Source organism: Senegalia massiliensis (genome assembly GCF_900626135.1).
In the GTDB taxonomy this organism is placed as follows: domain Bacteria; phylum Bacillota; class Clostridia; order Tissierellales; family SIT17; genus Anaeromonas; species Anaeromonas massiliensis.
Genome location: NZ_LR130786.1, coordinates 292,844 through 306,629, shown reverse-complemented (window position 1 = coordinate 306,629; position 13,786 = coordinate 292,844). Strand labels below are relative to the sequence as shown.

Here is a 13,786-nt window from a genome sequence, read left to right as displayed (position 1 = left end):
TGAGATGATGAAAAGGACTAAGATAGTATGTACATTAGGGCCATCAACTGATGATGAGGAAGTATTAACGCAGCTTATTAAAAATGGATTAAATGTGGCAAGGCAGAATTTTTCTCATGGTAATCATAATGAACATAAAAATAGAATGGATTTAACAAAAAAGGTAAGAGAAAAGCTGAATTTACCTATAGCAATCATGCTTGATACTAAAGGTCCAGAAATAAGAACAAGAGATTTTAAAAATGGAAGTATAATATTAAAAGATGATCAGGAATATATTATAACAACTAGAGACATATTAGGTGATGAACATATTGGTTCTATAACATATAAACACCTTCCAAAAGATATTACAAATGGAGATAAAATATTAATAGATGATGGATTAATTGAATTAGAAGTAATAGATATAATAAATCAAACTGATATAAAATGTAGAGTGTTAAATGGAGGAGAAGTTAAAAATAAAAAGGGTGTTAATGTACCTGGAGTAAAAATTAATTTACCTGCTATAACACAAAAGGATAAAGAAGATATAGAATTTGGAATAAGAAACGGAATAGATTTTATAGCAGCTTCATTTATTAGAAAAGCATCAGATGTATTAGCAATAAGAGAAATATTAGAACAGAATGGTGCAGAAGATATTGAAATTATATCAAAAATTGAAAATCAAGAAGGCGTAGATAATATAGATAGAATACTTGAAGTATCTGATGGAATAATGGTAGCACGTGGAGACTTAGGTGTAGAAATTCCAGCAGAAGAAGTGCCATTAGTACAAAAGATGATGATTAAAAAATGTAATTTAGCAGGAAAACCTGTAATAACTGCAACACAAATGTTAGATTCTATGATGAGAAATCCTCGTCCTACAAGAGCAGAAGTTACAGATGTAGCAAATGCAATATTAGATGGAACTGATGCTATAATGTTATCAGGTGAAACAGCTGCTGGAAAATATCCTATAGAAGCAGTAGAGACTATGAAAAATATTGCTATTAAAACAGAAGGCTCTATAGATTATGAAGGAATATTAAGTTCAAATATAAAACTACAAGAAATAAGTATTACAAATGCTATAAGTCATGCTACTTGTACTACTGCAGAAGATTTAGAAGCTCAAGCTATTATAACAGCTACAAGTACTGGATATACTGCACGGGCAGTATCAAAATTTAGACCTGCAGCACCTGTTATAGCAGTTACAACATCAGAAAAGGTTAGAAGAAAGCTGAATTTAGTATGGGGGATACATTCACTTATCTCAAAAGAATCTCTTAACACAGATGATATAATAGATGAATCAGTTTCAACAGCATTAGAAAATGAATATATTCATAACGGAGACTTAGTAGTAATAACAGCAGGTGTGCCTGTAGGAAAAGCAGGTTCTACAAATTTACTTAAAGTTCATACGGTAGGAGAGGTTATATTGAAAGGTACAGGAATAGGAGATAGAAGTGCAGTTGGTAATGTATGTATTGTAAAGAACAAGGAAGATGCAGAAAGAAAGTTTAAAGAAGGAGATATATTAGTAGCAATAAATACTGATAGAGATATAGTTCCATATATGGAGAAATCATCTGCTATTATAACTGAAAAAGGTGGACTTACATCTCATGCAGCAGTAGTTGGTCTTAATATAGAAAAACCAGTAATTGTAGGAGTAGAAAATGCTTTAGAAGAACTTAAAGATGGAGAACTTATAACAGTAGATAGTATAAGAGGATTTATATATAGAGGAAAAGCAAGAATATTATAATAAAATGTCGAGGTTAATACCTCGACATTCCTTTATACTATTTTATTTTTCTGATATAATTGAGCTAAGTATAACAATCTTTGGAGGAAAATATGAAAAATAAAACTACAATAAGAGCTAGATATAGTGAAACAGATCAAATGGGAGTAATATATCATGCTAATTATTTTAATTGGTTTGAAATAGGTAGAACTTCTTTTTTTAGAAATTTAGGTTATGATTATAAAAAGTTAGAAAATGAAGGTGTATTATTACCAGTAATAGATGTTGGCTGTAAATATATAGTTTCAGCTAAATATGATGATGAAATAATAATAGAAACATATATTGAAAAACTTAAAGGAGTTAAAATAAAGTATAAGTATAATATAATAAGAAAAAGAGATAATTTACTTTTAGCAGAAGGTTATACACTTCATGCATTTGTAAATAAAGATTTAAAACCTATTAATTTTAAAAAGAAATATAATGAATTATGGAACAAATTAAATGAAGCAATAGAAAAGGAGAAAAAATAGTGTTAGGAAAACTTATATTATTATTTACTGTGATACCAATAGTAGAACTTTTTATACTTTTTCAAATTGCAGAAATTACAAGTGGATTTGCTACAGTACTTTTAGTAATATTTACTGGAGTTATAGGAGCATATCTTGCGAAATCTCAAGGTAGAATTATAATTATGAGAATAAGAACAGATTTAAATAGAGGTAAAATGCCTGGAAATGAGCTTATAAATGGGCTATGTGTACTTGTAGGAGGAGCCCTTTTATTAACTCCAGGAATAATAACTGATATAGTAGGATTTAGCTTAGTTATTCCTTTAACTAGAACAATATTTAAAAAATATATAAAAAATAAATTTAGCGAAAAAATTAGAGCAGGACAAGTACATTTTTATTATAGAGATGATGATTAAAACTATATAAATATGGCAATAATTTCTATATAATCAAAATTGGCAACCAATTCTTATTTTTTAGGCACACTATAAAGTGTGCTATTTTTTTTGTCATATTATACTTTTTTGATATATAAATATAATATATAATGTGAAGTTTAATTTATATATGATATCTAATAATAGCAATTTAATACATATTTAAAAGAAAAATAAATTTTATTTAAAGGAGGAATTATAATCAAATTTACAAAAATGCACGGAGCAGGAAATGATTTTATAATAATAAATAATATTATTGAAAAAATTCCAGAAGAAAAGTTTTCGCATATTGCGAAAACTTTATGTTCTAGAAGATTATCAATTGGAGCTGATGGCATTATGTTTTTAGATAATACTGCTGGAAAAGCTGATTATAAAATGAATTTCTTAAACTCTGATGGTACTCATGGAGAAATGTGTGGAAATGGTGCAAGATGTATTTGTAGATATGGATTTGAAAAAGGTCTTGCTGGGAAAAAGCAAATTATTGAAACTATATCAGGATTAGTTGAAGGAGTTAGAATTGATAAAAGAAGATATGAAATTAGACTAAATAAACCAACTGTTTTTAAAATGGATTTTCCTTTAGAATATGATGGAAATAAATATGATTGTTCTTATGTTGAACTTGGAGATCTAGGATTACCACATTTGATAGTTAAATTATCAAACTTACATACTCTAAATAAAGAAAATTTATATAATATTGGCAAAGGATTAAGGCAACATAAAAAACTTAAAAAAGGAGCAAATGTCACTTTTTATTTTATTGATAATGAGGAGGTTTATGCTAAAACTTTTGAAAGAGGAGTCGAAGATTTTACACTAGCATGTGGTACTGGTGCTGGCTCCCTGGGATTTACTTTAATAAAAAAGGATATTGTTAACAGTGGTGAAATTAGAATAAATATGCCAGGTGGTATTCTTAATATTATACTTAAAGAAAGTAATGGAAAATATGAAGAAATTTTTCTTGTTGGTCCCACAAATATTGTATGTGAAGGAATTATTTTAGATGAAGATTTTAATTATTAATCTAAACATAGCAATATAAAAAACAAATTAAATACTTATAGGTACATAATTATAGCTATTTTATATCTACTAAATAAGCTTTACTTTTATTTTTTTCCGTTAAAGGATATAATTAATAGAGAATAAGCATTATTAGGAGGTTAATTTTGAAATCAAAAGTTAAGGTAGGTAGTACTTATAAAGTAGAAATAATAGATTTAAATCATAGAGGACAAGGGGTTGCAAAAATTGAAAACTTTGCAGTATTTATAAATGATGCAATACCAGGAGATATAGGTAATATAAAAATAATTACAGCAAAAAAGAACTATGGAGTAGGTGAATTTGTAGAAATTACTAAACCTTCAAAATGGAGAATAGAAGCACCTTGTCATGTAGTAGATAGTTGTGGTGGCTGTCAAATTCAAAAAATAGATTATGATGCTCAATTAGATATAAAGAGAAAAAAAGTAACTGATGATATGGAAAGAATAGCAAAATTAGAGGATATTAAAATACATGAAACAATAGGAATGGAAGAACCATTTAGATATAGAAACAAAGCACAATTTCCAGTTCAATCTGGGGAAGACTTTGTTAAAATAGGATTTTATAAAAGAGGAACTCATGAAATAGTTGATACAAATAAATGTATAATTCAACATCCTATAACTGATAAAATAATAAAAGTTATGAGAGAGTATATGAAAAACTATAAAGTTCAGCCTTATGATGAAAAGAAAGGTACAGGCATAATAAGACATATATTAACTAAAACATCATTTAAAACAGGAGATTTAATGCTTGTATTAATAACTAATGGTAAAAAACTACCATATAAAGATGAATTGATAAAATCTATAGTAGAAAATATTGAAGGTATTAAAAGTATAATACAAAATATAAACACTAGAAAATCTAATGTAATATTAGGCAAAGAAACTATTACATTATGGGGAGAAGATAAAATAGTTGATTATATAGAAGATATAAAATTTAATATCTCTCCATTATCATTTTTTCAAGTAAATCCAATACAAACAGAAAAATTATATAATAAGGCATTGGAATATGCAGATTTAAAAGGGGATGAAACAGTATTTGACCTATACTGTGGTATAGGAAGTATATCATTGTTTTTAGCAAAAAAAGCTAAAAAAGTATATGGAATAGAAGTAGTAAAGCCAGCTATAGAAGATGCTAAAAAGAACGCTCAAATAAATGGGATAGATAATGCAGAATTTTATCTAGGAAAAGCAGAAGAAGTATTTCCTAAGATTTATAAACAAGGAATAAGAGCAGATGTTGTAGTAGTAGATCCACCTAGAAAAGGGTGTGATGAAAAAGTGTTAGATACTATAATAAAAATGAACCCTAAAAAGGTAGTATATGTTTCATGTAATCCATCAACCCTTGCAAGAGATTTGAAATACTTAGATGAAAGTGGATATAAGACAAGAGAGATACAACCTGTAGATATGTTTCCACATACTGTTCACGTTGAAAGTATAACCCTACTTAACTAGAGGATAACTATGTTTTAGAGGTTATAAATAATTTAAATAAGCTATTTGCCACCCTGTTGCCACCGAAAATTATACTCGGTGGCAAATTACTTATTATTAGATATAATTTTTTCGAATATATCAACACTTTCTTTTTTCATTTTGTTGGTAACATGAGAATAAGTATCCATTGTTGTTGATAACTTAGAATGACCTAATCTTTCCTGAATATCTTTTATATTTGCTCCTGCTTCTAATAGCATAGTAGCATGAGTATGTCTTAATGAGTGAAAATTAAAATCTATCATTAATTCATAGTTAACCACTCTAGATAAATATTTTAAAGTATTTGTAGTTACATGAGTTCCATTTTCTTTAGTACATACAAAATTAGATTCTTTATAATACTTACCATATCTTAATTTATTTTCTATTTGCCATTTCTTATGCTTTTTTAAAATATCTACTAATGTTTGACCTATTACAATAGTTCTATATGAAGATTGAGTTTTAGGAGGACCTAATTCCCATATACCTTTTCCTTTAGGTATAAGAGTTTTAGTGACTGATATTGTATTTGATTCTAAATCTACATGATTCCATGTTAATCCACAAACTTCTCCAGCTCTCATACCTGTATGAAAACCAATTTGTAAAGGTATATAGAATGTACTTTCCATTGGAAATCTTTTTATAATTTTATTAAAATCTTTTTTAGATATAATTTTAAGATTATCTTCATCTTTTTTATCTTCTTGAATTTTAGGTATTTTTACATATTGCATAGGACTCTCTTTAATTAACTGATATGGATATACTGCCATCTTTAAAGCTTTAGAAAGAACCCCTAAAAAATTAGATAAAGAACTTTTAGAATACCCATTGATATGTTTATCGTTTATAAATTCTTGCAATTTAGCTGCATTAAGAGATTTTATTTTATATATACCTAAGCTAGGTTTTATATGATTTTTTATAATACGTCTATAATATTCTTGAGTATTATATTTACAATTAATTAGTACATATTCTTTGTACCAGTAATCAAAATAATCAGCTGTGCTCATTTCTGTTTCATCCAATATAGTACCAGCCTTCTCAAACTCATTGAGAGCCTTTCTTAAAGCTTCTAGAGCTTCTTTCTTAGTATTGCCACCTACACGTTCAATCTTTTTTCTTTTACCATCCACAACTCCTGCATCAAAGTAGTAATACCACCTTTTTCCTCTACGTCTAACTCCACCTTGCATTTTATCACTCCTTAATAGAATATATGTTCGGTTTAACAATAAAAAATATAATACTCAATATGAGTACATTTCTAAACTTTTTTCACTTACATGTAATGATTTTGATATTTGCTCTATTGTATAACCTTCATAATCTATACTATCTATCTCAATGTTAAGCAGTTTTAGAGCAAAATAATCAGCTTGTTTTTCTAGTTTACCTTTATTTATAAGTTTCTTATTGTATGCAGCAGAAATAATATCTGTGTGTAAAATAGCATGTCCTAATTCATGTGCAAGAATAAACTTTTCAAAATAATATTCTAAATCATCTCTAATAAATACTATTTCTAAATTATAATAATCTCTCATATAGAAAGCATCATTATTATTTAGAATTCTATCTTTTTTATCAACTCTATATATTTTTATATCTAATTCGTTGTAAATATCATATATATCACTTGTTTTACAATGTTCTATTATACCTCTTACATAATCATTTATCCAAACCATTATAGATATCCCCCCTTGGTTCTGAGTTGGCTTAAATTGATCTCTTTAAATTTATTTTCTATATTTATAGCTAAGTAATCTTAGATGGTTTAATAATTCATTTGCAAATTCTAGTACTTCTTCATCACTCATTGTATGAACATCAAAGCCACCGAATCCCATGATTACATTTTGCTCTAATAAGAATTTTACAGCTTCCTCTGGATTTTCAAACTCTTCTGGTATAGAAGGCTTGTCTTTGTAAGGATTTCTTATGTCGGAGTTGCCAATTAGATAATCAAGAGATACATCAAAGAATTTAGCTAATGTATTAAGAGTATCTATTCCAGGTTCTAAAGCACCTGTTTCATATTTAGAAATATTTGATTTTGTTTGTCCTATTTTTTCACCTAATTGTTCTTGAGTTAAATCAAATTCTTTTCTTAGTTCTCTAATTCTCAATGAAATCCCTACTTTCAATAAATTAATTTAATTAAATTATATAATATCCAAAATGGAAAATAAACTTTTATTCTAAATTAGAAACTTTTTTATATAAAAGAGTTGACAGTTTCCGATATAGATATTATAATGTATTTAAGAGGTAGCTAAAACGGAAACTTGAGGAGGGGAAAATATGTATGAAAATTTAAGAGCTATTAGAAATGCTAGAAATATTTCAGCAATAGATATGGCTGAGGTTTTAGGGCTTCAAACTAAAGCAGCATACTACAAAAAAGAAAGTGGCAATGTTAGGTTTTCTTTAGAAGAAGCAAATAAAATATCTAAATTTTTAGATATGGCAATAGAAGATATTTTTTTTGATGATGAAGTTGCTGAAACGGAAACAAATCATACTGCATAATTTAATCACATAAATAATTATCTCATGATAGTAATTGCCGATAAAGCTGTAAATATTGGTAAGTGAGGAACTAGAAGGAGGTGAGAGAAATGGAATTAAAATTAAGGTTTAATGAGTTTATAAGTAAATTACCAATAGCAATTATATCAAAAAAACTAGACATATCACATAGAGAGGTTGCAAAGTTAAAAAAAGGTTATAGTGTCAGAATTAATAGCGATAAATTAATAGAGTTTTTGAGCAACTATAACTCTGACACTAAATAATTATAGATTTATTATCTTATATTTATTGTAAGTTTTTTGAAATTGTGATTCAAAATCATCAAAATCAAAATAGGATTCAAAGCTATATATATCTTCTTCTAAATCTCTTGGATCAAAACAAGAACCATCTACTTCTTTTTCTTCTTGAGTCCAATAAAAAAGAAGGTTATATAGAATAGAATCAAGTTTAACAATTTTTGTAGTAAACGTCTTAAAATTATATTTATCTTTAGAATCAAATAAATATTTAGCTTCGATTTTATATTTATTAAAAAGACGATAGATTTCATCACGATATTTTACAGGATGATAAAAATATCTATTTGTATCATCATAGTTTAAATTTTCAAAGCTAAATATTTCACCATGAGGATATTCCTTGATTGCTTCTTTATAAATTTGTTCCCAACCTAATGGAATATCATCAAGATTTAATTGCCATAAATATTTAGTCAAATGTAACACCCCCTTTCATAGAAATTTTATCACAGAAAGGGAAAACAAACCACACAGCATAGGAGGTGTAAATATGGGTGATGATTTGCTTTTTACAGTTCCAGAAGTAGCAGCGATATTAAAAGTAAATAATAATAAAGTTTACGCCCTATTTAGAGCAGGAATGTTAACTCCTTTAAGACTAGGTAGACTAAAAGTTTCAAGGAGTGAATTAATAGCCTTTGTAGAGTGCTATAAAGGAAAAGATTTATCTGATCTAAGTAATGTAAAAAGTATAAGTTGGTAAAAAAGAATAGAAGGGAGGTGCCAAGATGACACCCAAAAAGAGGATTCTAGTAAAATACGTGGGGAAAGTTAGGGACATGCCTAAGAGATTTAAAAAAGACGAGTAATTAATTCTTAATTATATTTTATAACGAAAGGAAGTAAAAGTGAATGGAGATAGGATACGAGAATTTATATAAAATTGCTAGAAAGTCTACGAATTTGACTCAAGATATTGCTTCTGAATTTCTAGATATTTCAAGAGATTCATTATCTGCATATGAAAGAGGAATAACTGTAGCTCCAGATAAAGTTGTTTGTAAAATGATTGAAGTTTATGGGACAAGCTGGTTAGCATATGAACATCTTAGAACGTCTACAGAAGTAGGTAGAAGATATTTACCTAAAATACATTATTCAGATATAGCAAAATCAGTTTTGAAGTTTCAAAAAGAAGTAGGGGATCTAGATAGAGTTAATTCAGATATGATTTCAATAGCTTGTGATGGAGTGATAGATCATCATGAATCAGATAGATGGACAAGCATTACAAAAGAAATTGAAGAAGTAGCAGGAGCAGCATTAAGTTTAATCTTTACAAAAGAAAAGACCTCTCTAGATGGCAGTCTAGAAAAGGTCACTTACTAAAATTATTATACGTTAATTATATCAAATCGAGGAGGAATGTACAAATGAAATTACCATACGGATCATACTCTAAGAAAGGGTTTAGAGGTAGTGGAATGAAATTGCGACGTAGTGAATACTTTGAATACATTTATAAAGGAAAGTCATATTTCTATAAAAGGAAAGTTTATACAAGTGCTTATGATGGAGATATTCAATATGAAAAGATAACAAAAGCTACATTTAAAAGAGCAATAACTAGAGGGAATAAAACAGAAACAATGTATATTGATAACGATTTTGAAGAAATATTTTTTGGTACAGTAGCAAAAATATTGGCAGAACATTACACTATTGAACTTAAGTACGCAAGGGAAGCACTGGAAAGTACTTTAGATTCTATAGAAGATTTTGAGCAGAAATGTGGAAATTTAAAAGAAACATTCAAAGCTGTTTTATTTAGAAGTAGCATAGATGATTATGTTAAGTATATTATTCCAGTTAAAAGAAAGAGAGAGGTAATATAGATGGAAAATAAATTACAAGAAGAGTTTTTAAAACTGTTAGATAAGATTTCAGGTAGATGTAATAAAACAGAGTTACTAGATTTTTTAGATAAGAACAATTATTTTACTGCTCCAAGCTCATCTAGATATCATGGAGCAGAAGAAGAGGGCAATCTAAAACATAGCTTAAAGGTTGCTGATTGTGCTTTAGATTTAAATCATCAAATGAATTTTGGATTAAGTCAAGAGTCTATAATCATAGTTGCTTTGTTTCACGACTTAGGAAAATGTAAATATTATGGACAAGATAATTATATAGAAAACATATTGAAAAGTGGGAAAAAGAGTTCTACTAAACCATATACACATAATCCAGAAAGACGTGGAGTACCTCATGAAATAGCAAGTATTCATATGATAAGTAAATTTATAGAATTAAGTCAAGAAGAAATGTTCGCAATACTTCATCATAACGGTATGTATGGCGACCTTAAGTACCAGTTACAAGGGAATGAAACTAAATTACAAACCTTGATACACTTCGCAGATTTATGGTCCAGTAGATTTTTAGAAAATGGTGATAAAGATGAATAAAAGTGAAAGCATTAAAAATTTAGCTATAGCATTATCAAAGTTTCAAGCAGAAATAACAAATCCTGCTAACACTGCTACAAATCCATTTTTCAAAAGTAAATATGCTCCTTTAAATGATGTTTTAAATAATGTTAGGCCTATACTATCAAAGCATGGTTTAAGCGTAGTACAAGCACCAGCAGGGGATGGAGAAAACATTGTAGTAACAACTTTACTTATACATGAAAGTGGAGAATGGATTGAATCTGAGCCTTTGGTATTAAAAGCAGATAAACCTACAGCACAAGGTGCAGGAAGTGCTATAACATATGCTAGAAGATATGCATTATCTGCAATACTCGGTATTTCATCAGAAGATGATGATGATGGGAACAATGCAGAACCTAATAAAAACAATACTAATACATCAAGTAGTAATAAGAAATATGATTTAAATGATAAACAAATAAAAAGACTCTTTGCTATAGCTTACAGTGTGAATATAGATTCTAATACTGTAAAGGAACAGGTTAAAAAGAAATTCAATAAGGATGTAAAAGAACTTACTAAAGAAGAATACGACAATGTATGTAAAGGATATGAAAGTTTAAAAAAATAGGGGAGTAAAATCCCCTTTCTATGAAAAGGTAGGTGAAAAAATTGAATTATATAGCTGAAATTAATGCTTTTTATGATTGGCTCGAAATAAATTCATTGTCTACATCTAGTATTGTATTATGGCACGCTTTGATGCACATAAACAATAAAGCTAAATGGACTAAAGAATTTACTGTAGCTACATCTGTATTAAGTATTAAGACTGGACTTGCAGAAAGAACTATAAGAGAAGCTAGAAATGAATTAAAACAAAAAGGTAGGATTGACTGGAGGTCTAGAGGTGGAAATAAATCAGCAGCATATAAAATTACATCATTGTCGGCATATAATGCCGGAAGTCATGCCGGAAACTATGCCGACAGTTACGCCGGAAGTCATGCCGGAAACCATGCCACATTAAATAAACAAAACGAAACTAAACAAAAGAATAGTGCATCTACAAAAAGCACATCTGAAAAAGAAAATGATTTAGTAGAAGAATTTTTTCAAGAAGTTTGGCAATTATATCCTTCAAAAAAAGGAAAGGGTAGAATTTCTGACACTAAGAAAAAGGAATTATACAAACTTGGTGATGAAATCAAGAGATGTATAAGTAGATATATTTCTTTTGTTAAATCTGAAAGAGATAGAGGGTTTAAGGATTTAAAGTTTCAAAATGGCAGTACGTTTTTTAATAGTGGATATGTAGATTATCTTGATGAGAATGTAGAAGAAAAAAATGAAATTAAGAGCAAAAGGCCTCCTCTTAAAGTAGTCATTAACGATAATTATTTAAGGGGGTAAGAGCAAAAGTGAGGTGATAACTTGGACAAAATTAGTCAAATCAAAGAAAAATTTAATAATGAAGCTGAAAGCATCATAGCAAACGGACTTGGATTAGCTAAAAAAGGTAAGAAATATCATTGTCCTAATACTTTTGCACATAAAAATGGTGACAGAGACCCTTCTATGAGTTGGGATCCTAAAGCTCAACAATTTTATTGCTTTGGATGTGGAATGAAAGTTGATATATATGGCTATTACAGAGAACATCTTAATTATACTCATCAAGAAATAGTATCAGAATTATTATCAGAAGATGATTATAAAGATACTTCTATTCAAAAAAATAGAGATAAATTCACTGATGAAGTAAAGAAGGTTCAACCTATAACCAAAGAATGCATAGATTATATAAGGCTTAGAGGAATAAATGAAGATACTATAAAAAGGTTTAATTTAGGTACCTACAAAGGTGAGATAGCATTTCCTTACTACAGATATGAAACAGTGATAGGTTATAAAACTAGAAAACCTAAAAAAAATCCTGGAAAGCCTAAGATGAAAAATATTACAGGTTCTAAGCCCTATTTATATAACATTCAAAATACATCACCAGGTATGGAACTCGTTATATGTGAAGGTGAATTTGATGCAATGATAATAAGTCAATGTGGCTATGAAAATGTTGTATCAGTTGGTGCTGGAGCTAATAGTTTACCTACTTTAGTTGAGCAGGCTGGAGAGTTTTTGAATAAATTTGAGTCTTTAATTATAGTTTCTGATAATGATGAAGCTGGTTCTAATATGGATAGATACTTCATTGAAAAGTTTAAAGAAAAGGCTAAGTTAATAGATAAAAAGCTTTATAAGAGAAAAGATATCAATGAAGAATATATCCTCTATGGTAAAGAAAAGATAGTTGAGATTATAGAAAGTGCTAGATTTAAGATTGAAGGTAGATGGGACTTAGATAAAAAGCCTTATGAAGGCATTGATACTCAATCAGGCAAGTATGTACCTACTGGGTTACCAAGTATAGATTATGCTCTAAATGATTTAGTACCAGGATTTACAACACTTATAACTGGTAGGAGTAATGGAGGTAAGTCTACCTTTGTAAGACAAGTTATTGTAAATGCTATAGATAAGGGAAATAAAGTCTACCTTATGAATGGAGAAGAAAATAAAAATAAGGTAGTAAATAAATTATATCAATGTGTAATTGGGCGGGATAAAGGAAATTATGATTCGGTTAAAATCAATAAAAGATACAAAAAAGAACCTAAACCTAATGTACTTAAAAAGCTTAGAGAATGGCATAAAGAAAAATTAGTTTTATTCAATAAAGGAGACAGTAAATTAAAGACTATTGATGAATTAATCAATATGTTAGAGCTTGAAATTAAAATAAATAATTATAATTTGATTGTTATAGATAACCTTATGAGCATTTTGTCTGTAAAAGCTGCTGAAAAGTATGAACAACAAGCTGATTTTATGCAAAGACTCCATGATTTAGCTGATAATTATAACACTCATATAGTTTTAGTATTGCATCCTAATAAGACGTATAGAAAAGGTCAAAGCATGGACATGGAGCAAATATCAGGAACATCAGACCTTTACAACAAAGCAGATAATATTATTTCAGTTGTAAGAGAATATGAAGAAGAGAAAATAAACTTAGGTGTAAATGGCGAAATATCTGTCATTAAAAATAGAGATTTTGATGATTTACCTAAAGTTGATGTGCATTTTGATAAAGATACGGGTCTATTACTTGAAATAGACGAAGAAACTAACCAAGCAGTGGGTTATTCATTTAATTGGGACAAGAGTATACCAAACGGCTTTCAAATAGCAACTGATGTTGACTGCCCTTTCTAGGAGGTTTGAAA

At 28.5% G+C, this 13,786-nt stretch carries 18 protein-coding genes; 14 read left to right on the top strand and 4 right to left on the bottom strand.

The window, feature by feature from the left end; genetic code table 11:
• Positions 1–7: 7 nt before the first annotated feature.
• From pyk to rlmD, 5 genes are all read left to right on the top strand, one after another.
• A complete protein-coding gene (gene pyk, locus E0D94_RS11375; protein WP_130807684.1) occupies positions 8–1,765 on the top strand; it encodes a pyruvate kinase in 1,758 nt (585 codons plus the stop codon).
• A 92-nt stretch (positions 1,766–1,857) separates the two neighbouring features.
• Complete coding sequence (locus tag E0D94_RS11370; protein ID WP_130807683.1) at positions 1,858–2,283, top strand: acyl-CoA thioesterase; 426 nt, start codon at positions 1,858–1,860, stop codon at positions 2,281–2,283.
• Positions 2,283–2,684: an FxsA family protein gene (locus tag E0D94_RS11365; protein WP_130807682.1), complete on the top strand. Its 402-nt coding sequence runs from the start codon at positions 2,283–2,285 to the stop codon at positions 2,682–2,684. The genes E0D94_RS11370 and E0D94_RS11365 overlap by 1 nt, the downstream gene beginning before the upstream one ends.
• Positions 2,685–2,882: 198 nt before the next feature.
• A complete protein-coding gene (dapF, locus tag E0D94_RS11360; RefSeq protein WP_341274579.1) occupies positions 2,883–3,743 on the top strand; it encodes a diaminopimelate epimerase in 861 nt (286 codons plus the stop codon).
• Between the two features lie 146 nt (positions 3,744–3,889).
• A complete protein-coding gene (gene rlmD, locus E0D94_RS11355) occupies positions 3,890–5,248 on the top strand; it encodes a 23S rRNA (uracil(1939)-C(5))-methyltransferase RlmD (RefSeq protein ID WP_130807680.1) in 1,359 nt (452 codons plus the stop codon).
• Between the two features lie 86 nt (positions 5,249–5,334).
• On the opposite strand, the gene E0D94_RS11350 is transcribed toward rlmD, so the two are convergent.
• Genes E0D94_RS11350 through E0D94_RS11340 form a run of 3 tightly spaced genes read right to left on the bottom strand, consistent with a single transcriptional unit; the run spans position 5,335 to position 7,413 of the window.
• On the bottom strand, positions 5,335–6,477 hold the full coding sequence (locus E0D94_RS11350; protein WP_130807679.1) for a site-specific integrase: 1,143 nt from the start codon (positions 6,475–6,477) through the stop codon (positions 5,335–5,337).
• A gap of 54 nt (positions 6,478–6,531) precedes the next feature.
• Positions 6,532–6,972 carry an ImmA/IrrE family metallo-endopeptidase gene (locus tag E0D94_RS11345; RefSeq protein ID WP_130807678.1) on the bottom strand — a complete coding sequence of 147 codons (441 nt, stop codon included), beginning with the start codon at positions 6,970–6,972 and terminating at the stop codon, positions 6,532–6,534.
• Positions 6,973–7,023: 51 nt separating this feature from the next.
• A complete protein-coding gene (locus tag E0D94_RS11340) occupies positions 7,024–7,413 on the bottom strand; it encodes a helix-turn-helix domain-containing protein (protein WP_165442956.1) in 390 nt (129 codons plus the stop codon).
• 175 nt (positions 7,414–7,588) lie between these two features.
• Here E0D94_RS11340 and E0D94_RS11335 point away from each other — a divergent pair, with 175 nt between their 5' ends.
• Both E0D94_RS11335 and E0D94_RS14905 read left to right on the top strand, forming a co-directional pair.
• Positions 7,589–7,816, top strand: coding sequence for a helix-turn-helix transcriptional regulator (locus tag E0D94_RS11335; protein WP_130807676.1), 228 nt, complete (start codon positions 7,589–7,591; stop codon positions 7,814–7,816).
• A gap of 89 nt (positions 7,817–7,905) precedes the next feature.
• On the top strand, positions 7,906–8,082 hold the full coding sequence (locus E0D94_RS14905) for a hypothetical protein (protein ID WP_165442955.1): 177 nt from the start codon (positions 7,906–7,908) through the stop codon (positions 8,080–8,082).
• Here E0D94_RS14905 and E0D94_RS11330 read toward each other — a convergent pair whose 3' ends face one another.
• On the bottom strand, positions 8,083–8,538 hold the full coding sequence (locus E0D94_RS11330; protein ID WP_130807675.1) for a hypothetical protein: 456 nt from the start codon (positions 8,536–8,538) through the stop codon (positions 8,083–8,085). It lies immediately after the preceding gene.
• Positions 8,539–8,611: 73 nt separating this feature from the next.
• On the opposite strand from E0D94_RS11330, the gene E0D94_RS11325 reads away from it, so the two are divergent.
• The 7 genes from E0D94_RS11325 (at position 8,612) to E0D94_RS11295 (ending at position 13,775) form a co-directional block, all read left to right on the top strand.
• Entirely contained in the window at positions 8,612–8,824 is a 213-nt protein-coding gene (locus E0D94_RS11325) for a helix-turn-helix domain-containing protein (protein WP_130807674.1), read from the top strand.
• A gap of 149 nt (positions 8,825–8,973) precedes the next feature.
• Positions 8,974–9,450, top strand: a complete 477-nt coding sequence (locus E0D94_RS11320) for a helix-turn-helix domain-containing protein (protein WP_130807673.1) — start codon at positions 8,974–8,976, stop codon at positions 9,448–9,450.
• Positions 9,451–9,494: 44 nt separating this feature from the next.
• Positions 9,495–9,956 (top strand): hypothetical protein, encoded by a 462-nt coding sequence (locus E0D94_RS11315; RefSeq protein WP_130807672.1) that lies wholly within the window; start codon positions 9,495–9,497, stop codon positions 9,954–9,956.
• On the top strand, positions 9,957–10,529 hold the full coding sequence (locus E0D94_RS11310; protein WP_130807671.1) for an HD domain-containing protein: 573 nt from the start codon (positions 9,957–9,959) through the stop codon (positions 10,527–10,529).
• Positions 10,522–11,127, top strand: coding sequence for an ERF family protein (locus E0D94_RS11305; RefSeq protein ID WP_130807670.1), 606 nt, complete (start codon positions 10,522–10,524; stop codon positions 11,125–11,127). Before E0D94_RS11310 ends, E0D94_RS11305 begins: the two co-directional genes overlap by 8 nt.
• Positions 11,128–11,168: 41 nt before the next feature.
• Positions 11,169–11,909 carry a hypothetical protein gene (locus E0D94_RS15035; RefSeq protein WP_242620534.1) on the top strand — a complete coding sequence of 247 codons (741 nt, stop codon included), beginning with the start codon at positions 11,169–11,171 and terminating at the stop codon, positions 11,907–11,909.
• 21 nt (positions 11,910–11,930) lie between these two features.
• A complete protein-coding gene (locus E0D94_RS11295) occupies positions 11,931–13,775 on the top strand; it encodes a DnaB-like helicase C-terminal domain-containing protein (protein WP_130807669.1) in 1,845 nt (614 codons plus the stop codon).
• Positions 13,776–13,786 lie beyond the last annotated feature (11 nt).